Source organism: Bacteroides sp. 4_1_36 (assembly GCF_003466325.1).
In the GTDB taxonomy this organism is placed as follows: domain Bacteria; phylum Bacteroidota; class Bacteroidia; order Bacteroidales; family Bacteroidaceae; genus Bacteroides; species Bacteroides uniformis.
Window position 1 is genome coordinate 155888 of sequence record NZ_QSOX01000009.1, and the last position, 24184, is coordinate 180071.

15 protein-coding genes are annotated in these 24184 nt (G+C 44.7%); 10 read left to right on the forward strand and 5 right to left on the reverse strand.

Annotated elements, in window-relative coordinates; translation table 11 throughout:
• The first annotated feature begins 9 nt into the window (after positions 1-9).
• The 3 genes from DXD65_RS10780 (at position 10) to DXD65_RS10790 (ending at position 6844) form a co-directional block, all read left to right on the forward strand.
• Positions 10-726: a DUF3823 domain-containing protein gene (locus DXD65_RS10780; RefSeq protein ID WP_005831972.1), complete on the forward strand. Its 717-nt coding sequence runs from the start codon at positions 10-12 to the stop codon at positions 724-726.
• A gap of 71 nt (positions 727-797) precedes the next feature.
• Positions 798-3812, forward strand: a complete 3015-nt coding sequence (locus DXD65_RS10785) for a glycosyl hydrolase family 28-related protein (RefSeq protein WP_117887624.1) — start codon at positions 798-800, stop codon at positions 3810-3812.
• Between the two features lie 29 nt (positions 3813-3841).
• Positions 3842-6844 (forward strand): glycoside hydrolase family 55 protein, encoded by a 3003-nt coding sequence (locus DXD65_RS10790; protein ID WP_117887625.1) that lies wholly within the window; start codon positions 3842-3844, stop codon positions 6842-6844.
• Between the two features lie 106 nt (positions 6845-6950).
• Here the strand turns inward: DXD65_RS10790 and DXD65_RS10795 are convergent, their stop codons facing one another.
• The 5 genes from DXD65_RS10795 to DXD65_RS10815 all read right to left on the reverse strand — a co-directional run bounded on the left by DXD65_RS10795 (position 6951) and on the right by DXD65_RS10815 (position 14956).
• Positions 6951-7397 carry a hypothetical protein gene (locus DXD65_RS10795; RefSeq protein WP_005831967.1) on the reverse strand — a complete coding sequence of 149 codons (447 nt, stop codon included), beginning with the start codon at positions 7395-7397 and terminating at the stop codon, positions 6951-6953.
• Between the two features lie 66 nt (positions 7398-7463).
• Positions 7464-8564 (reverse strand): DUF6340 family protein, encoded by a 1101-nt coding sequence (locus DXD65_RS10800; protein WP_098031968.1) that lies wholly within the window; start codon positions 8562-8564, stop codon positions 7464-7466.
• A gap of 170 nt (positions 8565-8734) precedes the next feature.
• On the reverse strand, positions 8735-12070 hold the full coding sequence (secA, locus tag DXD65_RS10805; protein WP_005831963.1) for a preprotein translocase subunit SecA: 3336 nt from the start codon (positions 12068-12070) through the stop codon (positions 8735-8737).
• 97 nt (positions 12071-12167) lie between these two features.
• The gene (locus DXD65_RS10810) at positions 12168-13736 is read right to left on the reverse strand and encodes an alkaline phosphatase family protein (protein ID WP_117887626.1); all 1569 of its coding nucleotides are present in this window, start codon (positions 13734-13736) and stop codon (positions 12168-12170) included.
• A complete protein-coding gene (locus DXD65_RS10815) occupies positions 13736-14956 on the reverse strand; it encodes a DUF4105 domain-containing protein (RefSeq protein WP_117887627.1) in 1221 nt (406 codons plus the stop codon). The genes DXD65_RS10810 and DXD65_RS10815 overlap by 1 nt, the downstream gene beginning before the upstream one ends.
• A gap of 505 nt (positions 14957-15461) precedes the next feature.
• Between DXD65_RS10815 and DXD65_RS10820 the strand changes: the two genes are divergently transcribed.
• The 7 genes from DXD65_RS10820 to rlmN all read left to right on the forward strand — a co-directional run bounded on the left by DXD65_RS10820 (position 15462) and on the right by rlmN (position 24160).
• Positions 15462-16193 (forward strand): type III pantothenate kinase, encoded by a 732-nt coding sequence (locus DXD65_RS10820; protein ID WP_005831955.1) that lies wholly within the window; start codon positions 15462-15464, stop codon positions 16191-16193.
• Complete coding sequence (locus DXD65_RS10825) at positions 16180-17442, forward strand: hypothetical protein (protein WP_117887628.1); 1263 nt, start codon at positions 16180-16182, stop codon at positions 17440-17442. Before DXD65_RS10820 ends, DXD65_RS10825 begins: the two co-directional genes overlap by 14 nt.
• 46 nt (positions 17443-17488) lie before the next feature.
• Complete coding sequence (locus DXD65_RS10830; RefSeq protein ID WP_005831953.1) at positions 17489-18814, forward strand: tetratricopeptide repeat protein; 1326 nt, start codon at positions 17489-17491, stop codon at positions 18812-18814.
• Between the two features lie 4 nt (positions 18815-18818).
• Entirely contained in the window at positions 18819-19445 is a 627-nt protein-coding gene (gene lptC / locus DXD65_RS10835; protein WP_035449005.1) for an LPS export ABC transporter periplasmic protein LptC, read from the forward strand.
• Positions 19446-19449: 4 nt separating this feature from the next.
• On the forward strand, positions 19450-20706 hold the full coding sequence (locus DXD65_RS10840; RefSeq protein ID WP_005832856.1) for a hemolysin family protein: 1257 nt from the start codon (positions 19450-19452) through the stop codon (positions 20704-20706).
• A 122-nt stretch (positions 20707-20828) separates the two neighbouring features.
• Complete coding sequence (locus tag DXD65_RS10845; protein WP_005831949.1) at positions 20829-22967, forward strand: SurA N-terminal domain-containing protein; 2139 nt, start codon at positions 20829-20831, stop codon at positions 22965-22967.
• 152 nt (positions 22968-23119) lie between these two features.
• A complete protein-coding gene (rlmN, locus tag DXD65_RS10850) occupies positions 23120-24160 on the forward strand; it encodes a 23S rRNA (adenine(2503)-C(2))-methyltransferase RlmN (RefSeq protein ID WP_008665254.1) in 1041 nt (346 codons plus the stop codon).
• Positions 24161-24184: the final 24 nt, after the last annotated feature.

The following is a 24184-nucleotide window of genomic DNA, read 5'->3' on the forward strand; positions in this document are numbered from 1 at the left end:
TAGAAAGTTATGAAAAAGATATTGTTATTTGTGTCATGCTTCTTATTTGCATTGACATCTTGTGAAATTGATAATTATGAGGGACCGGATGCTTCCATACATGGTTCTATCCTTGACGAACAGACAGGTGAACTTGTAGGTTCTGATATGGAAAACGGTAATGCAATTAAAGTGAGGGAGCATGGATTTACTAATGCTACGGATCAAACCTGGTATATCACAAATACCGGAGAATATCGTAACAATATGGTTTTTGCTGCCACTTATGATGTTCGTTTTGAAAATGGGAATTTTTATCCATTTGAAGTGAAGGATTTTGTTGTTAAGTCAGGGGATAATGTGTATGATTTCAAGGTTATTCCTTATATTCGCGTCAAAAGTCCAAAAGTAGAAAAGAATGGCAATGTAATTACTGCTACATTCTCGTTGGAAGCTGGTAAACAAGAAGTGAAATTGAAAGAGATTCAGTTGTTTGCTTTTTCAGATATGTGGGTAGGTAACAATGTGAAATTGACGTTGAATGGAGGGACTGATAAGCAAGTGTTTAGTCCGAGTACTGCTATAAATAGCGCTGATATTTATACATTGTCCATCGATCTGGGACAAAATGCTGATGTCTTGAAATACAGCAAGAATTATTATTTCCGTATTGGCGCTCTGGCTGATGTTTCGGGTGTGGGCACTGTACGGCATAATTATGCGCCGGTAGTAGTTATAAAATTGTAATTTATAGCAGAGGGAGACGTTCTGCTTGACGGCAGAACGTCTTTTTTTATCCATACATTAAAAATAAGACCATGAAGAAATTGAACACGATTATTTTAATTTTGCTGGGGATGATATGTACTCAGTTGTATGCTGTACAATTGAATTCGATTTATCCTCTAAAACCCAATGACTCCGAAGCTTTTTATTTCACTCCCGAGAACTATCCTATAAAGGCGGATGGAAAGATGGATGTATCGGATGCTTTGCAGGCAGCGATTAATCAAGTGAAGAAAGAAAAGAATTTCGGAATCCTTTTTATCCCTGAAGGTAAATATAAAATCAGCAAGACCATTTATATTCCTACGGCTATTCGTTTGATTGGCTATGGAAAGAATCGCCCGGAATTTATTCTGGCTAAGAATTCTCCGGGTTTTCAGGAGGAAGTAGCTGATGATAAAGGAAAAGCTAAATACATGTTCTGGTTTACGGGAGCCGTTGTCAAGGAAGGTGAGAAACCCCGTGATGCCGGTGCCAGTACGTTCTACAGTGCCATGTCGAATATCAACTTGCGCATAGAAGATGGTAATCCGCATGCAGTGGCGCTACGCACACACTTTGCCCAACACAGTTTTATCAGTTATGTGGCCGTATACATAGGTAAAGGCAAGGCTGGTCTGTTCGATGTGGGCAATGAGTTGGAAAACGTTGCTTTTTACGGGGGAGATTATGGCATTTATACGACAAAAGCTTCTCCCGGATGGCCGGTAATGATGGTCGACTCTTATTTTGAGGGACAACGTGTAGCTGCTCTTCGTTGTCAGGAGTCCGGTTTGGCAATGGTGAATCTGTATGCCAAGAATGTTCCGGCTGTATTTGATATTGACCCTAATTATTGCGACAAGTTATTTTTGGAAAACAGCTATTTTGAAAATGTAAGTGGTCCGGCAGTGGTGATTACCAACGAGAACAACAGCAACAATCAGATAACCTTTCGCAATGTATATTGTAAGAATGTACCGACCTTGGCGAAATATACCCGTAGCAATACGGCCACCCATGTTGCTCATAAAATCTATAAGGTAAAGTCATACGACCACGGCTTGCAGATGGATAACATGGTGGATATGCCGGAATATGAAACGTTGGTTGATATTGAACCGATACAGAAGATGCCGGTTGCCCAACTGATGGACATCCCTGCACTGCCTGCAATGGCAACATGGGTAAATCTGCGCGAATTCGGTGCAAAGGGAGATGGGGAAACGGATGATACGAAGGCCATCCAGGAGGCTATTGACAAGTACGATAATATCTATGTGCCCCAGGGCTGGTATCGCATTACCGAAACTTTGAAGATGAAGCCCGATACCAAGTTGATAGGCCTGCATCCTTTTGGCACTCAGTTCCGGCTAGACGAAAGTACTGCTGCATTCAGTGGTTTTGGCGGTCCGAAAGCGATGGTGGAATCTTCGGAAGGCGGTGCAAATATGCTGATGGGCATTGGTATCAATACCGGTGGTTATAACTATCGTGCTGTAGGTGTGAAGTGGATGGCAAATGCAGATTCTTATATGAATGACGTGAAGTTTGTAGGCGGGCATGGCGGTTTATGGAAACCTAAACCGGGTGTTGAGGAACCACGTGGCCGGTGGAACAGACCGGCTCGTATCAGTTCTCCCGATAATCCGGTAGCGGCTTCGGGCATGGATCTTGCTTGGGACAACCAGTATTGGAGTCTGTGGGTGACCAACAACGGTGGTGGCACCTTTAAAGATATCTGGACAGCAAGCACATATGCCACCAATGGTTTCTATGCCAACAATACTTCTACTCCGGGGCGTATCTATGCCATGTCCATCGAGCATCATGTAAGAAATGAAGTACGTTTCAGCAAGGTGTCCAACTGGAAGGTGTATTGCATGCAAACCGAGGAAGAGAGCCGCGAAAGTACCGATTGCCAACCGATAGAGATGGACGACTGCAAAGATGTGACCTTTGCAAACTTGTATATGTTCCGCGTTATCCGTGTCAATGAACCGTATCACAGTTCTGTACGTATCCGCAATTGCGAGAACATCGCATTTCTGAACCTGCATAACTATTCTCAGATTAAATATACGAATAACATTGCAGTGTTCGATGTCAACAAAGACATTGACATCCGCCCGTGGGAACTTTCTCGCTTGATTGTAACCGGAAAAGAACCTCATCAGCAATCGTTAGGCAATGAAATAGGTAAGGTGAACCAATTGGCTTCCGATTTGGAATTTGCCGAAGGCATTGCGCGCGACAGTAAAGGTAACATTTACTTCTGCGACCATCGGATGCGTCGTATCTTTAAGTGGTCGGTAGAGACAAATAGCTTGTCGCTGCTGGCAGATTTCCCGTGGAAACCCTCCAACCTGGCTTTTGATTCAGAAGATAATCTATTGGTATTGTTCAGATATGATGCGCAGCCGGGATATCTGATTAATGGTAAGCCGGAGGAAATGCCGGTAATGCCTGATACAAAAGGTACTTCTTTCAGCGGATATGGTAATTCCGCATATACAATGAGAGTCTACTCCATTGACCCGGAAAATCCGGAAGAGACCATCAAACTGTTGCCGCGTGTTCCGATGGGTCAAGTGAAGAACGTGTATAAGGCTCTTTATCCTTCTAACCGTTGGAGAGACTTCCACGATTTCAATGCGGTGTCGGTCTATGTTCCTGAAATGTGCTTCCTGGCACCGGATGGAAAAACTATCATTCCTCATTATTTCGACTTGTCACGTAGTTCTTCCCTGCTGGAAGCCTATCCGGGAAAGCCTTTCTATACATCTGATGAATATGACCGCAGAATGGTGAAGATGGATGTGACCAATGACGGCACGCTCTCCAACTTGAGCTATTTTGTGGAGCAGGGCGAATTTGGTTCTGCTGTAGATAAGGAAGGGAACTTGTATGTGGCTGACGGAGAAATATATGTATTTGATAAGGATGGCAAGAAGAAAGGGATGATTCGTGTTCCCGAACGTCCGTCCACATTACAGTTTGGCGGTAAGGATGGCAATACATTGTTTGTCACAGGCCGTTCCAAGTTCTTTGGTGTACGTATTAAATAAGGAAAATCCATATTAAAACAATCTGTGTAATGAGAAATTATCAAATAATGAGATACCTGCTGATAGTCTGTTGGATTATCGGTAATATGCCGTCCGGGTGGGCGGCAGAGGGTGGTTCCGCCTATACGCAAAGACCGGACGATCCGGAAGCATTCTACTTTACCCCGGAGAATTACGGCTTCAAGGCTGATGGAAAGTCCGACGTGACCGATGCACTTCAAGAGGCAATCAATCAGGTGAAGCGCGAAAAGAACTTTGGGATACTGTTTCTGCCGGAAGGAAATTATCGTATTAGCAAGACGATTCAAATTCCCTCATCCATTCGGCTGATTGGTTATGGGAAGAAACGGCCGGTGATTTATTTGGGAGCCGATACACCCGGTTTCCAGACTACTCAAAATTATATGATATGGTTTACGGGAGGGCTGGCACAAGAGGGTAGGAAGCCTTCGGATGCCGGTGCAGGTACTTTCTATAGTGCGGTGTCCAATGTAGATTTCCGTATAGACAAAGGTAATCCTCAAGCCGTCGCCATTCGTGCGCATTTTGCCCAGCATGGATTTATCAATCATTGCGACATTCGGATTGGTTCGGGGAAAGCCGGCATGTATGATGTTGGCAATGAACTGGAAGACGTCAGGTTCTATGGCGGTGAATATGGGATAATTTCCTCCAGGACTTCTCCGGGATGGCCTATGATGATGGTCGATACTTACTTTGAGGGGCAGAGAAAGGCGGCTGTCTATTCAAAAGAGGTGGGGTTTGCCATCGTCAATATGCATGTGAAGAATACGCCCGTTGCCTTTGAAATGGCAGAGAATCTGGCAGACCGTCTTCATGTGGAGAATTCGTTGTGGGAGAATATTTCGGAAGCCGGTGTCAGGGTGAGCGTAGAGGGAAATACTTTTTCGCAATTGAATCTGGTGAATGTGGATTGCAGGAATGTTCCCGTACTGGTGGGCTATGCTCAAAGTGGAAAGAAAGTTGCCGGAAAAGCAAAAATGTACAGAGTCAAGGAGTTTACTTACGGTCTGGTGTATCAGGATTTGAATGATGCTTCTTCTTTCAGGGAAATATGTGAAATAGAGCCGGTGGCAAAACTGCCGGTTACACTTGGCAAGGACCTTCCGGTTCTTCCGGCAATGGAGACATGGGTCAATATCCGAGACTTAGGGGCAAAAGGTGATGGCGAGACTGATGATACGGAAGTTTTTGAGAAAGCTGTCTCTTTGCATAAAAACATCTATGTGCCCCAGGGTTGGTATCGCCTGACGAGAACGTTGAAGCTGTCTCCCGGTACTAAGCTGATTGGGCTGCATCCTTTTGGGACTCAATTTCTGTTGAAGGAAAGCGAGCCTGCATTCAGTGGTTTCGGCGTGCCTGTGCCTTTGGTTGAATCTTCCGAAGGTGGCGACGACATGCTGAATGGCATAGGTATTAATACCGGTGCGTATAATTACCGTGCTGTCGGCTGTAAATGGATGGCGGGTGAGCGCTCGTACTTGAATGATGTGAAGTTTGTAGGCGGGCACGGTACCTTGCGCAAACCTGCTCCGAATGCTTCCGGACAGTCGTCTTACCGCAGGGACGAGCGTCGGATTAGTTCCCCGTCTTCTCCGGTCATGGAAACCGGTAAGGATATGGCTTGGGACAACCAGTATTGGAGTTTGTGGATTACAAACAATGGCGGCGGGACAATTAAGGATGTTTGGACAGCCAGTACGTATGCTGCCAGTGGGCTTTATATTAGCGAAACGAAGACTCCGGGACGTATTTATGCCATGTCTTTGGAGCATCATGTCCGTACTGAAGCCCGTTTCCATAATGTGGCCAACTGGAAAATTTATGCTTTCCAGTTTGAGGAAGAAGGTCGTGAAGGGCCTGATTGTTATATGGCAGAAATGTCCAATTGTCAAAATATCGAAATGGTAAATGTGTGGATGTATCGCGTTATCCGTGCCTTTATGCCGAAGAGGATAGGTTTCCGCATATGGGATTGCAAGAATATCACTTTCCGTAATATGCACAATTATACGCAGATATTACCAGTCATAGAGTTTCCTATATATGATATGAATAAGAAGTTGCCCGTTTATTCGTGGGACTTTGCCCGTCTCACTGTTTCGGGTAGCGAGAAGAGCCTTCGCCCTTCCTGCACGGTCATGGACAAGCCAGTGAAGCTGGCTACCGGTTTTGAACTAGCCTCCGGAGCTACTACCGACAGTAAAGGAAATATCTACTTCTGTGAAAACCGTCTGAAGAAAATCTATAAATGGTCGGCAGACACGGAGCAGATTACTTTGATAGCCGATTATCCCTGGAAGCCTTTTACATTGGCTACTGATACGCAAGACAATCTACTGGTTATTTTCCGCTATGACCCTCAGCCGGGTTATCTGGTGAACGGCAAGCAGGAAACGGTAGTGCGCTTGCCGGATGATAATCCGATGTACAGTGGTTGGGGTAACAGTGGCTGGAGTGCTTGGGGGTATTCTTTTAATCCGGATAACGTGGATGCTACGATGAAGCCTATGCCACGTGTCGTTACAGCCAGTATGAAGAATATACAGAAAGTCATTCACCCTTCCAGTCGTTGGAGAGGTGACTTTGACAAGGTGGTTGCCAGTATGCCTGAGTATAGTTTTGTCGCTCCGGATGGCGTGACAATTATTCCGGATACCTATGATTTGGGGCGTTCTTGTGCTTTGACTGTTACAGTGCCCGGTCAGTCAGAACCGGTTTATATTGTAAATGAGATGAATAAAACGACAGTACAACTTTCTGTTGGTGTGGATGGCCGTTTGACAGAACAAGGAATAATATGTCCTTATGGCCAATACAGTAATGTGACTGATGCTGACGGGAATGTTTATGTTGCTGATGGTGAAATATTTGTCTATGACAAATCTGGTAAAGAGCAGAGACGTATTCAGATAGAAGAACGCCCGATTTCCTTGGCAATTGGTGGAAGGCAGAAGGATATGCTTTTTGTTACCACCTCAAGTTCTTTCTATGGAATTAAGATACGTTAGGTATTGTATAGGTAAAAAAGAATTAGCCCCTGCGGTCGTTTTATATCGCAGGGGCTAATTTATTATAAGAAGGTCTCTTTTCCTTATAGGCTGATTGTTTGGAATATTATTTTTCCAGCAGCTCTTTCAGAAAAGAATCCAGTTCCTCATCCAATCCTTTCAGTAGCTCTTCATTGACCAATAGAGTATCATCATCCATCAGCAACAGTTCTGCTATTGTTTCTCTATCATCATCCACCAGTACAAAAGAGAATGGTTTCAGAATAGTCAGCTTGTCGAACTTTCCTTCATTTTTCATGTTGCAGAGCAGTGAGGACAAGATACGCTCTACATTTTCGTAGAAATCATCCCCCTCGTATGTCATCCATTCTTCAATGGAAGTATTGGCAAGCTCTTCATCTTCATCATCAAAGATAGACAGTTCGCCCGAATTCTGATTCGGTTGCAGATGAATGTCTGTAACGATAGTCTGTTCGCAACCGCAGGTGTATTTGCCGATTGCTTTTTTAAGAGTGTCCTCCAAGAGTGCTAATGACGATTGACTGAGCTTCATAATAACTTTCTTTTCTTAATGGTTGTTCAAAGGTATAAAAAAAACGGTTATCTCTGCATCATTTGACTAAAAATCATCATCAAATCTGTTCATTTGCATGTTCAGGCGTGCCATTCCCTCTTTTCGTTTCTCCAATTCGTCTACATACATGCTGATAAAGATATAATAGGAGATGGTTCCATCATGTATTTCGCCTGTCTCTTTTTTGTCTGTCTTGCTTTTCTCACGGGCAAGGGTTTGCGCTTTTAATGCCCATTCCAAGGCAGTATCTATGCTGTCTTGCATTTCGTAGCCCAAAGCGGTGTTATAGGCTGCATACATTTTCTGTTTTCCTTTTTTTGTTTCGTAGGTCTGCTTCCAGAGCTCTACTGCTTTACTCCAATTTTCTTCTTTGGCATATACGGCTGCGTCACGCATATTTACAGAACCACCACTGAAGAGATAGCGGTTACTGGTTTTCCAATAGGGGAGTAGATGTCTTACCGGAACCGTTCCTGCAAATTCAGATGCTTGCTTCACCATGTCTTCTTCGCTGATGAGGCGGGAACGTACTGACGCTTCACCATTTCCTGCCTCTTCCCAGAAAATACTGTCATTGCTGTTGACGGTCACCATAGGACCTTTGCGGTTAGGTAAATATATTCTGACGGTAGGATATACCTTTACATCCACTGTGCCGAGGAACACACCCCAGTCGGGCATATAACTTATCTTGCGATTGGAACGCATTTGTATGTTTTCCAGGGCTATCAGGAAATCTACGTCCAAATTCTGTGTAAGTTCCAGTACTTCATCTCTCGATAATGTGCTTTCGCGGGGATTGATGTCTTTACTCCGGAGGGCAGAGTCGCATATCACAACCTCTTCAAAGTAGTTTTCGTTGGCAAGGGCCTCTGCAAGGGATTCGGTTGTTATTGCGGCGTCTCCATTGTAGTAGTTGGTGAGGCGTGCCACCTCATTCTCGCTTTTTTTCTGTTCTTCCTCAGTGATGATGAGTTTGTTGTCCGGTACGTTTGGCATGTTGTTGACAACAGCCACACGTTTCAGTGTTGCCGGGAAACTGACTTCTGCCGGAAGCATATAATCAATGGACAGTTGTTCTACACTCTGGCAGCTGCCTAACAGCAGAGACCCCATCAATAACAGACAATAGTGATATTTGGTCATAGTCTTTGGTTTTGTTCTTTGGAGCAAAAGTACTCTTTTAGCTGAATATTCAAAAGCTGGAACGAATAAAAAATGTGATAATGTGGTAGGAGAAAAAGTGATAGGGTGATAAAAGATACCTGACGGTATCATCTTATCACCCTATCGCCTTATCATTTTATAGCTTTGCTTTATGCATTCCGTCCGTGGCAGTTTTTGTATTTCTTACCGCTTCCGCAAGGACAAGGATCATTGCGTCCTACGGTCTTCTCGGCACGGATAGGTTCGCGTCTTGGTTGTTCACGTGTATCTTGTGCCGCAGCGGCCTGCTGGTTCGGGTCATTCAAATCAACCTTCTGTTCGCGATACTTGCTCATATCCTGGCGTTGTTCCGGAGCAGCCTGGCGCACCTCTACTTGGCGGGGAGCCTGGGGAGCCTCAGGGGCTTCAGCCGGAGCCTCTTGTACCGGGATTTGTCCACGCATTAAGATAGAGATAGTCTGATTATTAATCTTATTCACCATGGCATCAAACAAGTTCACAGATTCCAGCTTGTAAATCAGCAGCGGGTCTTTCTGCTCGTAACTTGCATTCTGCACGGAGTGTTTCAGCTCGTCCAGCTCGCGCAGGTTTTCTTTCCATGCTTCGTCGATGACGTGCAGCAAGATGGATTTCTCGAATGACTTCACCACCTCCTTACATTCTGTCTCATAAGCTCTCTTCAGGTTGCAGGAGATGTTATACATACGTTTTCCGTCTGTGATGGGGATAAGTATGTTTTCGTACATGTGTCCCTGCGTTTCGTATACTTGTTTGATGACCGGATAGGCTATCTGTGCCATACGTTCTGTCTTGCGTTTGAAGAGTTCCATGGCAGCGTCAAAAGTTCTGTCTGCCAGTTTTTCTTTCTTCTCATTACGGAATTCCTCTTCGGTGAAAGGTACTTCCATGGCAAGTGTCTGGAGCACATCCATCTTGCAGTTTTCGTAGTCGGGCGCTTCAATGGCATTGGCACAACGGTCCCAAATCATGTTCACGATATCCATGCCGATACGTTCGCCCATCAAAGCGTGGCGGCGTTTGGTGTAGACTACTGTACGTTGCTTGTTCATCACGTCGTCATATTCCAACAGACGCTTACGGATGCCGAAGTTGTTTTCCTCAACTTTCTTTTGTGCACGTTCAATGGACTTGGAAATCATGCCGTGTTCAATCATTTCACCTTCTTTGAAACCCAGTTTGTCCATTACACTGGCAATGCGGTCACTGGAGAACAAACGCATCAGGTCATCTTCCAAAGATACGAAGAATACAGAAGAACCCGGGTCGCCTTGACGTCCTGCACGACCACGTAACTGACGGTCCACACGGCGTGATTCGTGGCGTTCTGTACCGATGATGGCAAGACCGCCTGCAGCTTTCACTTCCGGACTCAGCTTGATGTCGGTACCACGGCCGGCCATATTGGTAGCGATGGTTACAGCACATTTCAAACCGGCAGTAGCCACAATATCCGCTTCCTTCTGATGCAGTTTGGCATTCAATACACTATGTTCAATCTTACGCATGGTAAGCATTTTGCTCAACATTTCAGAGATTTCAACAGAAGTGGTACCCACCAGTACGGGGCGTCCTGCTGCCACCATTTTTTCTATCTCTTCGATGACTGCTTTATATTTTTCACGTTTTGTCTTGTAAACGCGGTCATTCATGTCATTACGGGCAATGGGGCGGTTAGTCGGAATAACCACTACATCCAGTTTGTAGATGTCCCACAACTCGCCGGCTTCTGTTTCTGCCGTACCGGTCATACCGGATAGTTTGTGGTACATACGGAAATAGTTCTGTAATGTAATGGTGGCAAAAGTCTGGGTGGCAGCTTCTACTTTCACGCCTTCTTTGGCTTCGATGGCTTGGTGCAAACCGTCAGAATAACGACGTCCTTCCATGATACGTCCCGTCTGCTCATCCACAATCTTCACTTGGCCGTCAATTACCACATATTCGTCATCTTTCTCGAACATGGTGTATGCCTTCAACAGTTGGTTGATGGTATGCACACGTTCGCTTTTGATGGCATAGTTGGTCATCAGGGCATCCTTCTTTTCAAGGCGCTGTTCGTCTGTCAGCTCTGTTTCGTTTTCCAAGGCAGAGAGTTGCGCTGTGATATCGGGGAGTACGAAGAAAGTGGGGTCCTCTACATTGCTACTAATCAAGTCTACGCCCTTGTCCGTCAAATCCACGCTGTTCATTTTCTCTTCAATAACGAAGTACAGCGGGTCAGTCACCTCATGCATGCGCTTGTTGTTCTGCTCCATGTAGATTTCTTCGGTCTTCAGCATACCGGCCTTGATGCCTTGTTCGCTGAGGAACTTGATGAGTGCCTTGTTCTTGGGCAGGCACTTGTGACTGCGGTACAAAGCGAGGAAGCCTTCTTCCTGGTCTTTCTTATCGTTTGATGCAATCAGGCGCTTGGCATCGGCCAGGTATTGGGTAGCCAGTTTTTTCTGAGCTTCTACCAGACGTTCCACTTGCGGGCGGAGCTGTTCGAAGAGTTGGTCATCGCCTTTGGGAACCGGTCCGGAGATAATCAGCGGAGTACGGGCATCATCAATCAATACTGAGTCCACCTCATCGACAATGGCATAATTATGTTGGCGTTGTACCAGGTCTTTGGGGCTGATAGCCATGTTGTCACGCAGGTAGTCGAAACCGAATTCATTGTTTGTACCGAACGTGATATCTGCCAGATAAGCTTTGCGACGGGCATCAGAGTTGGGCTGGTGCTTGTCGATGCAATCTACACTCAAACCGTGGAACATGTAAAGAGGACCCATCCATTCGGAGTCACGTTTTGCCAGATAGTCGTTCACTGTTACCACGTGCACGCCGTTACCAGTCAGGGCATTGAGGAATACCGGTAGGGTAGCTACCAATGTCTTACCTTCACCGGTTGCCATTTCGGCAATCTTACCTTTATGTAGAACCACACCACCGAATAGCTGTACATCATAATGTACCATGTTCCATACAGTATCGTTACCACCTGCTATCCAATGGTTCTGGTAGATGGCTTTATCGCCTTCGATGCGTACAAAGTCTTTAGTGGCAGCCAGTTGGCGGTCAAAATCGGTAGCTGTAACCACTATTTCTTCATTTTCAGAGAATCGTTTGGCTGTTTCCTTTACAATAGAGAAAGCGGTGGGTAATACTTCGTCCAGCGCTTTTTCATAAATCTCCAATATCTCTTTCTCGATTTTGTCGATTTGGTTGAAGAGGTCTTCGCGTTTTTCCAGTTCGGTATCTTCAACGCTGGCTTTCAGTTCTTCCACTTTGGCGCGTTGTTCGGCTGCCGAATCGTGGATGTAGGCTTTCAGTTCTTCTGTCTTGGCGCGTAGGGCGTCGTTGTCGAGTTTGGCTACTTCCGGGTAAGCGGCTTTGATTTTCTCCACCCACGGTTGTATTTCTTTCATGTCGCGTGTGGATTTGTTGCCGAAAATCGAGCTTAAAAATTCATTAAATCCCATTATATATTTGTTTTTATTATTATTGCTGAGTTAGTTGAGCGTGCAAAGTTACTGATTTCTATACAGATTATCCAGATTTGCACAGATTATTTTAGAATCAAAAGTCAAGGGGAGATGCTGTACTTGCATTAGGGGCGCGGATGCGCATTACACTTGCCAAGGTAGGGGCAATGCGGTCAATACTGATGGGGGTACGGATGGTTTCAGCCTTCATTCCTCCTCCCAATAAAATGAGGGGAGCAGGAATATCGGCCGTACGTACTACACGGTTATCAGTACTATTTTCCTGCATGATAGTCCAGCCCGGGAGTATTTCAATGAGCAAATCGCCAGAGCGCTTGCGATGAAAACTATTGCGTATACGTTCTATTTGCGGTGACCAGGGGCCCAAAAGCAGGCGATGAGCTGAATATACTTCGCTCACGCCACTAAACTGAACCAGAAATTCGGCAGATTTTTCTTGAATTTCAGTCAGGCTCAACTGCTTGTTCTCAATAAGTTTATGGTTGAGATAGATTTGTTGGTCATAATAAGCTTCCACATATTGTCCCTCGCCATAGGATGCCATGAGGTACATGTTTAGCAGGGCGGCACAGCGGTTCAGGTAGAATTCACCACCCGGTATCCGGTATACGCCCGGGTCGGCTGCTTCCGGGTCGGCATAGCCGGTGGAGGTGATGCAGAAAAGTACGTTGTGGAGCCCAACTTTACGTTCTATGAGCTCTAATAAGGAAGCTATACTACGGTCCAGTCGCACGTAGGTGTCTTGCATTTCCATGGCACATTCCTGCGTACTTCGGTGGTTATAATTTCCTGCGTAGTAAGTCAGCGATAATAGGTCGGGCACGTCATCTTGTCCGATAGTGCTCTTATTCAGCAGCTCTTCGGTCAGCAGGTTGACTTCCTCATTGATGAAAGGGCTGGTTATCAAGCGGCGGAACTTGTTTGTCCGTTCACCATCCAGCTTGTATTTGAATGGCTCGTTGCGCCATTCGGGCAGAAATGTATAGTTGGTAAAAGGAAGTGCAGGTGTCCATACCATATCCTTGATACGGTAGTCAGGAGATTTCCGGTCGTTGTATTGGCTCAGCCACCACGGAAATTCATTATAATAAGTCGTACTGCACCATTTTCCGGTATTGTTATTAAGCCAGAAAGCACCGTTCCCCACGTGCCCGGCACCCAATATGGCGGCATCGCGGAAAGGCGCGATGGCATAGACCAGACCTTTGTTGCGGGTAGCTATTTTCAGCTCGTCGGCAATAGTAGAGGTCAGTAATTGGGAGGGGGAAGTGCTTTCGTCGGTATAGTTGCCCATGAAGTTGGGGTCTTCTACACAGTTTATGGGGCGTAGTGTACCTGCATCCAGCCACTGCTCTGCAATGATGCCGTTCATGGACGGTGTTGTCCCGGTATAGATGGCGGCAATGGCCGAGGCTCGGTCCGTTCCGCAAAAAGGAAATTCTGCTTGACGGAATACTTTACCTTCACGCAGTAAGCGCTTAAACCCCTTTTCTCCGTATAAGGACGAAAATGCTTCCATATAGTCTGTACGCAACTGGTCAATGGTCAATGTTACCACCAGCTTTGGGGAGGCAGGCAGCGGTTGGGCTTGCAGACCACTGAATGTAAGTGCGAGTATGGAAGTTATCAGTCCTTTTTTCATTACTTTCGTTTGTATGTTAGAATGAGGTTGCTTGCAGAACGTATCAGCAAACACAGTGCCAAAGGTAATACTGCTGGCGGAATTCTCTGCGGAATTATTGTCCAAAGCCCTATAAAAAGTGTTAAAACTACAAAATCAACCAGCATATAGTGGCTTATTTCCCTTTTTCGTACCCTGGATAGCATGAATGGAAGGCAGAAAAGGTGAAATGGATGGAATACAAATAATATATAATTGGGACTTACTGCCGGATGCTGTGAGAATAGTGCTAAAAATGCCAGTATACATCCAGCCATTCCGGCAACCAAGAAGAGTATGAGGTCTATGCCCCAAAGAGTTTTCCCTCTTCGTATGCCGTAAATGCTGATGCCTGCTACAAGTATCAGTAATAGCGAAGCCGACTGCATCGGTGTGATGCCTCTGCTGACGAAGTCGGCTGGTGTTTTACCCGTTACTACGATTTTTTCTTCTTTGGCAACCAGTGGCCGTGCTTGTCCTTCTTTGTCCACAATCTGCGCTTTATTGAAATACTCCTGCATGTAGAAGGGGACGAACATTGCCAGCCGCCGGTTGATGGGTTCGTCTGCTTTGCTGCCCATGCATAGGTCCATGCCGAAACGTGACCACAAATGGCCTTCACTGTATTTATGCAGCAAATCCCTGAAAGAGATTCCCGTACTGTTAGCAGTCATATTGTCAGCGTATTGCAGAGTGCCGTTGATGGCACGCTCTATCTGGTCCCGCGGGCGGGTGGCACAATTGTCGTAGAAAAAATTGTAGCGGTATACTCGGTTTTCAGGGCGGTAGTTCTCTGTTAATAGTGCTATCAGGCGTTCTTTTTCCTCTTCTGTTAGGTTTAACGTTTGTTGCCAGACATCGCGTCCCAGATAGTTGTATTCGGCGGCGAAATGCTCATAATCGGTTACTCCAAGTTGATAATCCGTTTCTCCCAAGGCAAAACGGAAGATGAAGTTAGGGGCGTTGAAGTTGAACATGCCGTAATTGAAGACGGCGTCAATGCCACGTGTATAGTTCTCGTACCGTATGGCAGTGTGTCCGAATAGGGAATAAATCTCTCCTCCTGCAGCGCAAGTCAGTAGGCTGACGCGTACGGAGTCTGTTGCAGCAGTCTTTTGCTGTTGTGTCACCTGGGCATTTGCTGAAGGCAAACAGAAGAAAAAGATTACTATATATATATGTATAAGTAGGCTTCGTTTCATGCTGCAAACTTACGGAAAAAACTAATATTATCCCAATTTGTGATTAGGAACTAAAGCGGTTATTCGCGTTATCCCGGTCATCTGTGTCCGAAGAATCTTTTTTAATTATGAACTTGATACAATTCTTAATTCGCATTATTGGTTGTTTTGAATCAACTGTCGAGTACGAGTGGTAGGTATTTTCTATTTACAAACGATACGGGTGCAAGAAATAGTGGTATATTGAACCTGATTCAGTCGTATACTGAATGCCATTCAATCGTATACTGAATAGGGCTCAGTCGTATACTGAATGTAGCGCATTTAGCTGTATTGATAATCAGGTGGTTGTGGTATGATGTTGCGGCTTTAATAAATCTCAACAGAATGTAGAAGTGGCATTGTGGTTGTTTGGTGTGGATGTGAATAAGAATTCTTGTGCAGTTGTTCTTCTAATAAAGAGATGGTTTCTGCTGAATTTCAATATTAATGTTATATCTTTGCGCCGCTAAATTTATGCAATACGGTGAATCTCATTATTGATATAGGAAATACAATCGCCAAGATGGCGGTGTTTGATGGTGGACGTATCGTGGAGGTGGTGTATGACTCCAATCTGACGTTGGAACGGTTGCCTGAAGTATGCCGTACATATACGATTGAAAAAGCGATAGTGGCTACTGTCATTGATTTGAGTAGAGAGGTGTTGTCGCAACTGGAAGATATGGCTGTCCCCATTCTGTGGCTCAATGAAAAGACTTCTCTTCCGGTAGAAAACCTCTATGAAACTCCCCGGACGCTGGGGTATGATCGTATGGCGGCGGTGGTAGGAGCCAATGAGCAATTTCCTGGCAGGGATATACTGGTGATTGATGCCGGTACCTGTATCACTTATGAGTTTGTCGATGCTGCTGCCCGCTATCATGGCGGGAATATCTCTCCCGGCCTGCAGATGCGTTTCAAGGCGCTTCATCAGTTTACCGGACGGCTTCCAATGGTGGCTCTTGAGGGGCGGATGGTGCCCATGGGGAAGGATACCGATACGGCTATCCGTGCCGGAGTACTGAAGGGTATTGAATATGAAATTTCAGGTTACATTACGGTTATGAAGCATAAATATCCTGAACTTTTGGTTTTTTTAACGGGCGGGGATGATTTTTCTTTTGATACAAACTTAAAAAGTATCATCTTTGCAGACAGATTTTTAGTGTTGAAAGGATTAAATAGAATTTTAAACTATAATAATGACAGGCTATAGACAAACACTGTTAGTGCTCTTGCTCACGATATTATCAGGAGCGGCAGTCGCTCAAAATAATACAAATTCTCCCTATACACGATATGGATATGGACAGTTATCTGAACAAGGCTCGAGCAACAGTAGGGCGATGGGTGGTATTGCCTATGGTTTACGGGACAAGTATCAGACTAACTTTGCTAATCCTGCATCCTATACGGCGGTAGATTCGCTGACTTTTATCTTCGATGGAGCAGTCTCTCTACAGAATACAAATCTCAGTAACGGTACTCTGAAACGAAATGCCAAGAATTCCAGTTTTGACTATATCACGATGCAGTTTCGTGCAAGTAAATGGGCTGCCATAAGCTTGGGGTTGCTGCCTTATTCAAACGTTGGATACAGTATGGGAGAATATCGGGAAGATACGGAATTTCCAGACAAATCTACTACGGTAAGCTATTCGGGAGAAGGAGGCTTGCACCAGCTTTATTTAGGTGCCGGTTTTAAAATAATTAAAAATCTTTCTGTCGGTGCGAATTTTTCGTATCTTTGGGGAGATATAACAAGAACCGCTGTGGAGACCTTTCCGTCCAGTTCAAGTGTATTTCCTATTACAATACAGTCTAATGTGGCTGTAAAGAGTTATAAGTTGGATTTTGGAGCGCAGTACACTCACCAGTTTGGGAAAAAACATGTTGCAACGTTGGGAGTTGTCTTTTCTCCGGGGCATGATCTGAGTAACGATGCGTACGAAGTTACGCAGACTGGTAATAGCAATACGGGAGCTACTTCGGTAACAAGGGATACTGTCGTTACTTGTGGCATTCCGACAACATTTGGCGCAGGTGTGACCTACGTGTACGACAACCGACTGACTGTAGGCGCGGATGTAATGTTCCAGAATTGGAGTAAAGTGAGTTATATGAACAATGACGAGGCGTTTTGCGACCGTGGAAGAATATCCGTTGGTGCAGAGTATCTGCCGAATCCTATGGGACGAAGTTATTTGTCTCATGTGAAGTATCGTTTGGGAGCTTATTATTCCAAACCTTATTATAAGATAGACGGTGTACGTGCCGCTGATGAATATGGCGTTACTGCCGGTTTTGGATTGCCCATACCGAGAACCCGTTCCGTATTGAGTCTTTCTGCACAATACGTGCGGACTAAAGGAACCCAAGCAGCGTTCTTGAACGAAAATACATTGCGTATTTGTATCGGAGTAACCTTTAACGAACGCTGGTTCTTCAAGCGTAAAGTGGATTAATGGAAATTGAATAGACAAAAAATATAACAACTAAAATTTAAATACAATGAAAATTAAGACGCTTGTGGCTGTCTTGCTCCTTTCGGGTGGAGTGACCAGCACTTTCGCACAGACTGAAAATTGTAATTCGAACAGTAGTATCTCTCATGAAGCAGTGAGAGCTGGTAACTTTAAGGATGCATACGCTCCTTGTATGGCTGTATTGAAGGATTGTCCTACACTGCGGTATTACACATTTACAGATGCTCAGAAGATTTTAGTGGGTTTCTTGAGTCAGATTAAGGATAGAAATTCTGCTGATTACAAGAAGTATTTTGATGAGTTGATGGATGTATATGATTTGAGAATGAAGTACATTCCTGAATTCATTGGTAAGGGAATGAAGGGCGTGCCGAGTGTGGCTGATGCCTTGGGTGCCAAAGCTGTGGATTATCTTCAGTTCGCTCCTGCTCCGGACCTTAATACGGCTTATAATTGGCTGAAAGAATCTGTTCATGCTGAAAAGGGTGGTTCCAAAGGTGCGGTGTTGCACTATTTCCTGGATACTTCCATGCAGAAGGTAAAGGCTGATGATAATCATACCGACCAGTTCTTCCAGGATTATATTGATGCTTCCAAGTATGCAGATGACGCACTTGCTGCTGAAACCAAGGAAGCTAAGAAGGCTAACTTGCAAGCTATCAAGGATAACCTCGTGGCCATGTTCATTCAGAGTGGTGTAGCTGATTGTGAATCTTTGCAGAATATCTATGGTCCTAAGGTGGAAGCAAGCAAGACTGACTCCGCTTTCTTGAAGAAGGCATTGAACATCCTGAAATTGATGAAGTGCAACGAAAGCGAAGTTTACTTCAAGGCATCTGAGTACATGTATCAGATTGACCCGACTGCCGATGCAGCTGTAGGTGTAGCATACATGTACTATAAGAAAGGTGACTATGACAATGCCGTGAAGTATTTTGATGAAGCATTGGCTAAAGAAACAGATAATGACAAGAAGGCTGAAATGGCATACGCTACTGCCGCAGCCTTGATGCAGGCCAAGAAACTCTCTCAGGCAAGAAGCTACTGCCAAAAGGCTATGAGCTTTAAGGAGAACTATGGAGAGCCTTATATTTTACTGGCACAGCTTTACGGCTCCAATCCTAACTGGACCGATGAGCCTGCTCTGAATAAGTGTACTTACTTTGTAGTAATTGACAAGCTGCAGAGAGCTAAAGCTGTAGATCCTTCAGTTACAGAACGTGCTAACGAATTGATTAGTACTTATTCCCGCCACACTCCCCAGGCTAAAGACCTCTTTATGTTGGGTTACAAAGCTGGTGACCGTATCACTATCGGTGGATGGATAGGTGAATCTACAACTATCAGATAAAATCATGTTGCTACAACCCATCAACATTGTTTATCATAAAAATGCGAGCATAACCATTGTCCTTGGGGCAATGGTTATGCTTCTTTTATTTTCTTCGTGTTCCGGGAAGAAGAAGGAGCTGGGAGATGCCATTACCGAGCGTGACTCTATGGCAGTGATGGATACCCGCGGGGTGACTACACTGGTTTCTGATTCCGGTGTAACGCGTTACCGCATCAATACGGAAGAGTGGCTGGTCTTTGACCGGAAGAATCCTCCTTACTGGGCTTTTGAAAAGGGGGTCTATTTGGAGAAGTTCGACTCTATCTTCCAAGTGGAGGCGAGTATCAAGGCTGATACAGCCTACTTCTTTAATAAGGAAGAGTTATGGAAACTGATGGGGAATGTGCATATACAGAATTTGAAAGGTGAGCAGTTTGATACAGAGCTGCTGTATTGGGACCAGCGGACACAAAGAATTTATTCGGATGAGTTTATCCGTATCGAACAGCCTGACCGTATCATTACGGGACATGGCTTTGAATCCAACCAGCAGATGACCGTTTACACGATTCGCAAGCCGGAGGGCATCTTCTATGTTGACGAGGAAGCTGCCGCAGCAGACAGCTTGCAGACTGATACCATAAATTGATAAAATGGATACCGTTATTTTTTTATTGATAACCATGGCTTTCTCCGCTTTCTTTTCAGGAATGGAGATTGCCTTTGTTTCCGTAGATAAACTGCGTTTTGAGATGGAAAGGAAGTCAGGCGTCACTTCCAGTATCATTTCCTATTTCCTTCGCAACCCGAATAACTTCATCTCGACCATGCTGGTGGGTAATAACATCGCGCTTGTCATTTATGGTATCTTGATGGCACAAATCATAGAGGTGAATCTTCTTGCCGGAATTATTTCCAATCATTTTGTAATGGTGTTGGTGCAAACTGTAATTTCCACTCTTATTATTTTGGTAACCGGTGAGTTCTTGCCGAAGACTTTGTTTAAAATCAATCCCAATCTGATGCTGAGGGTATGTGCCATTCCTTTATTCATATGTTATGTCATTCTGTTTCCTGTTTCAAAGTTTGCATCGGGATTGTCGTATCTGTTCCTTCGGATATTTGGGATGAAAGTAAACAAGGAGGCGTCGGCCAAGGCTTTTGGCAAAGTGGATTTGGATTACTTCATCCAGTCGAGCATAGAGAATGCGGAAAGTGAAGAAGAACTGGATGCAGAGGTAAAGATATTCCAAAATGCGCTTGACTTTTCGAATATAAAGATACGCGACTGTATTGTACCGCGTACAGAGGTGGTAGCTGTAGATCTGACCACTACATTGGAAGAATTGAAATGTCTTTTTGTGGAGTCGGGTATTTCCAAAATCATAGTATATGATGGAAATATAGATAATGTGGTGGGATATATTCACTCGTCGGAGATGTTCAGGAATCCGGTGGACTGGAGGAATAACGTGAAGGAAGTGCCTATTGTACCCGAAACGATGTCGGCCCACAAACTGATGAAACTGTTCATGCAACAGAAAAAAACGATTGCTGTAGTGGTGGACGAATTCGGTGGTACGGCGGGTATCGTCTCTTTAGAGGATTTGGTGGAAGAAATTTTTGGCGATATTGAGGATGAGCATGATAATACATCCTATGTGTGTAAGCAGTTGGGTGAACGTGAATATGTGCTTTCGGCCCGTCTGGAAATAGAAAAGGTAAATGAGACTTTCGGGCTCGACCTGCCGGAATCGGATGATTATCTGACAGTGGGCGGTCTGATTTTGAACCGTTATCAAAGTTTCCCGAAACTGCATGAAGTGATTGAAGTGGATAATTATCAGTTTAAAATAATCAAGGTAACAGCCACTAAAATTGAGTTGGTAAGACTGAAAGTCATTGAATAATTTCATTTAGGCGTAATTTTTTAAAGAATAAATGGATGCGTATTAGCATTTTTTGTATCTTCGTGCGCTAAAATGAACATGTTAGGAAAATAATAATAAACAAATAAATCATATTAACTAAAATGGCAACATTACAAAACATTCGGTCTAAAGGACCTTTATTGGTGATTGTTATTGGTTTGGCGCTGTTTGCTTTCATCGCAGGTGACGCGTGGAAAGTGCTTCAGCCACACCAGTCACAAGACGTAGGTGAAGTGAACGGGGAATCAATTTCCGCTCAGGATTTTCAAGCATTGGTAGAAGAATATACAGAAGTCATCAAGTTCTCCAGTGGCAACAGTGCATTGAGCGATGAGCAGACAAACCAAATCAAAGATGAAGTATGGAGAACATACGTCAATAATAAGCTGATTGAAAAGGAAGCAAAGAAACTCGGTCTGGTTGTATCGAAGGCTGAGATTCAGGCTATCATTAATGCCGGTGTGCATCCGATGCTGCAACAGACTCCGTTCCGTAATCCTCAGACCGGTGCGTTTGATAAGGATATGTTGAAGAAGTTCTTGGTGGACTATTCAAAAATGAATAAGGCACAGATGCCTTCACAATATGCAGAATACTATGAATCCATGTACAAGTTCTGGTCTTTCCTCGAAAAGTCCCTTATCCAGGCACGTCTTCAGGAGAAGTATCAGGCTTTGATTACAAAATCTCTTTTCTCCAACCCGGTAGAAGCTCAGGACGCTTTTGATGCAAGAGTAGAGCAGTCAGACCTGCTGCTTGCTGCAGTTCCCTATTCTTCTATCGTTGACTCTACCATCGTTATCAAGGATTCCGATTTGAAAGCTGCATACGACAAGAAGAAAGAACAGTTCAAGCAATATGTGGAAACTCGCAATATCAAGTTCATTGATGTGCAAGTTACTGCAAGTGCAGAAGACAGAGCTGCTCTCCAGAAGGAAATGGAAGAATACACCGAACAACTTACTGCCAATCCTTCTGACTATACTACCTTCATCCGTTCTACCGGTTCCGAAGCTCCTTATACAGACTTGTTCTACACTACTAAGTCTCTGCCTGCTGATGTGACAGCCCGTTTGGACTCTGTTGCGGTGGGTGGTGTGTTCGGGCCTTATTATAACGTATCTGACAATACCCTCAACTCTTTCAAGAAATTGGCTACTGCTGCCATGCCGGACTCTATCGAGTTCCGTCAGATTCAGGTAGTTGCCGAAGATGCTGAAAAGACGAAGACTTTGGCCGACAGCATCTACAATGCTATTAAGGGTGGTGCCAGCTTTGCTGAAGTTGCGAAGAAGTACGGTCAGACCGGTGAGCCTACCTGGATTTCTTCTGCTAACTACGAAGGCGCACAGATTGACGGTGACAACTTGAAATACATTACCGCTGTCACAACTTTGGGACAGAACGAACTGACCAATCTGGCGTTGGGACAAGCAAATGTCATTTTGCAAGTAACCAACAAGAAGGCTGTCAAGGATAAATATAAGGTAGCCGTTATCAAGCGTCCGGTAGAATTCAGCAAGGAAACTTACAGCAAGGCATACAATGAGTTCAGCCAGTTCATCGCTGCAAACAATACTTTAGAGAAAATGATTGCCAATGCGGAAGATGCTGGTTACAAGTTGCTGGATAGAGCCGATTTGTACAGCTCTGAACATGGTATCGGTGGTATCAGAGGAACCAAAGATGCTTTGAAATGGGCGTTTGAGGCAAAAGCCGGTGAAGTTTCTGGTTTGTACGAATGTGGCGAGAGCGACCGTATGCTGGTAGTAGGTGTTGCAAGTATTGTTCCTGAAGGTTATCGCCCACTGGCTTTGGTAAAGGACCAGTTGAGAGCTGAAATTCTCCGTGACAAGAAAGCAGAGAAGATTATGGCTGATATGAAGGCTGCCAATGCAACTTCGTTCGAGCAGTACAAGAATATGGCAAATGCTGTCAGTGATTCTGTAAAGCACGTTACTTTCTCTGCTCCTGCCTATATCCCGGCATTGCGTAGTAGCGAACCTCTGGTAGGCGCGTACGCTTCTATTGCTGAAGTGAACAAGCTGAGTGCTCCTATCAAGGGTAACGGTGGTGTATTCGTTCTGCAACCATATGCAAAAGAGAAGCTGAACGAAACATTCAACAAGGAAACTGAAGAGGCTAACTTGGCTAACATGCATGCACGTATGGCAAGCCAGTTCATCAGTGACTTGTATATGAAAGCCAACGTAAAAGACCAACGTTATTTATTCTTCTAAGAATAGAAAACCCATATTGAAAAGCCGTCCGGTACTTCCGGGCGGCTTTTTCATTGTCTGTACATTTCATTTTCTACACTCTCCGTTGTCTTTGTGCAACTTTATTCCTACCTTTGCATTTTTGAAAGAGTTTTGTTTTAATGAAAAACGATATGCAGAAACGACCTCTATTGGGCTTGACGCTCGCTGAATTGCAGAATGTGGTGAAGAATTTGGGAATGCCCGGTTTCTCTGCCAAGCAGATAGCTTCCTGGCTGTATGACAAGAAGGTGGCTTCTATAGACGAAATGAGCAATCTTTCGTTGAAGCATCGGGAATTGCTGAAAGAAATCTATGAGGTAGGTGCCGAAGCGCCGGTAGATGCCATGCGCTCTGTAGACGGTACGGTGAAATACTTATACCGGGCAGGCGAGGGACATTTCGTGGAAGCTGTCTATATACCCGACGAAGACCGGGCTACGCTTTGTGTCTCCTCTCAGGTGGGCTGTAAGATGAACTGCAAATTCTGTATGACCGGCAAGCAGGGCTTTACCGCCAATCTGACATCCAACCAGATTATCAACCAAATCAGTTCGTTGCCCGAAAGGGACAAGCTGACCAATGTGGTAATGATGGGCATGGGCGAACCACTTGATAATCTGGACGAGGTATTGAAAGCGCTGGAAATAATGACCGCCTCTTATGGATATGCGTGGAGTCCCAAGCGTGTCACCCTTTCTTCAGTGGGATTGAAGAAGGGCTTGCAGCGTTTTATTGGGGAATCGGACTGCCATCTGGCTATCAGCCTTCATTCGCCGATACCTTTGCAACGTCGCGAGCTGATGCCGGCAGAGAAGGCCTTCTCCATCACGGAGATTGTTGAATTGTTAAGAAACTATGATTTTAGCAAACAGCGCAGACTATCTTTTGAATATATTGTTTTCAAAGGAGTGAATGACTCGTTACCGTATGCAAAGGAACTTCTGAAGTTGCTACGTGGGCTGGACTGCCGGATTAACCTGATTCGTTTTCATGCCATACCTGGAGTGAATCTTGAAGGGGCTGATATGGAAACCATGACTGCGTTCCGTGATTATCTGACTTCGCACGGTCTGTTTACCACTATACGGTCATCGCGTGGAGAGGATATATTTGCCGCTTGTGGCATGTTGTCCACTGCCAAGCAGGAGGAGAATAAAGAAGAATTAATATAAATTATTAACTTAGGTAGGGAGGAT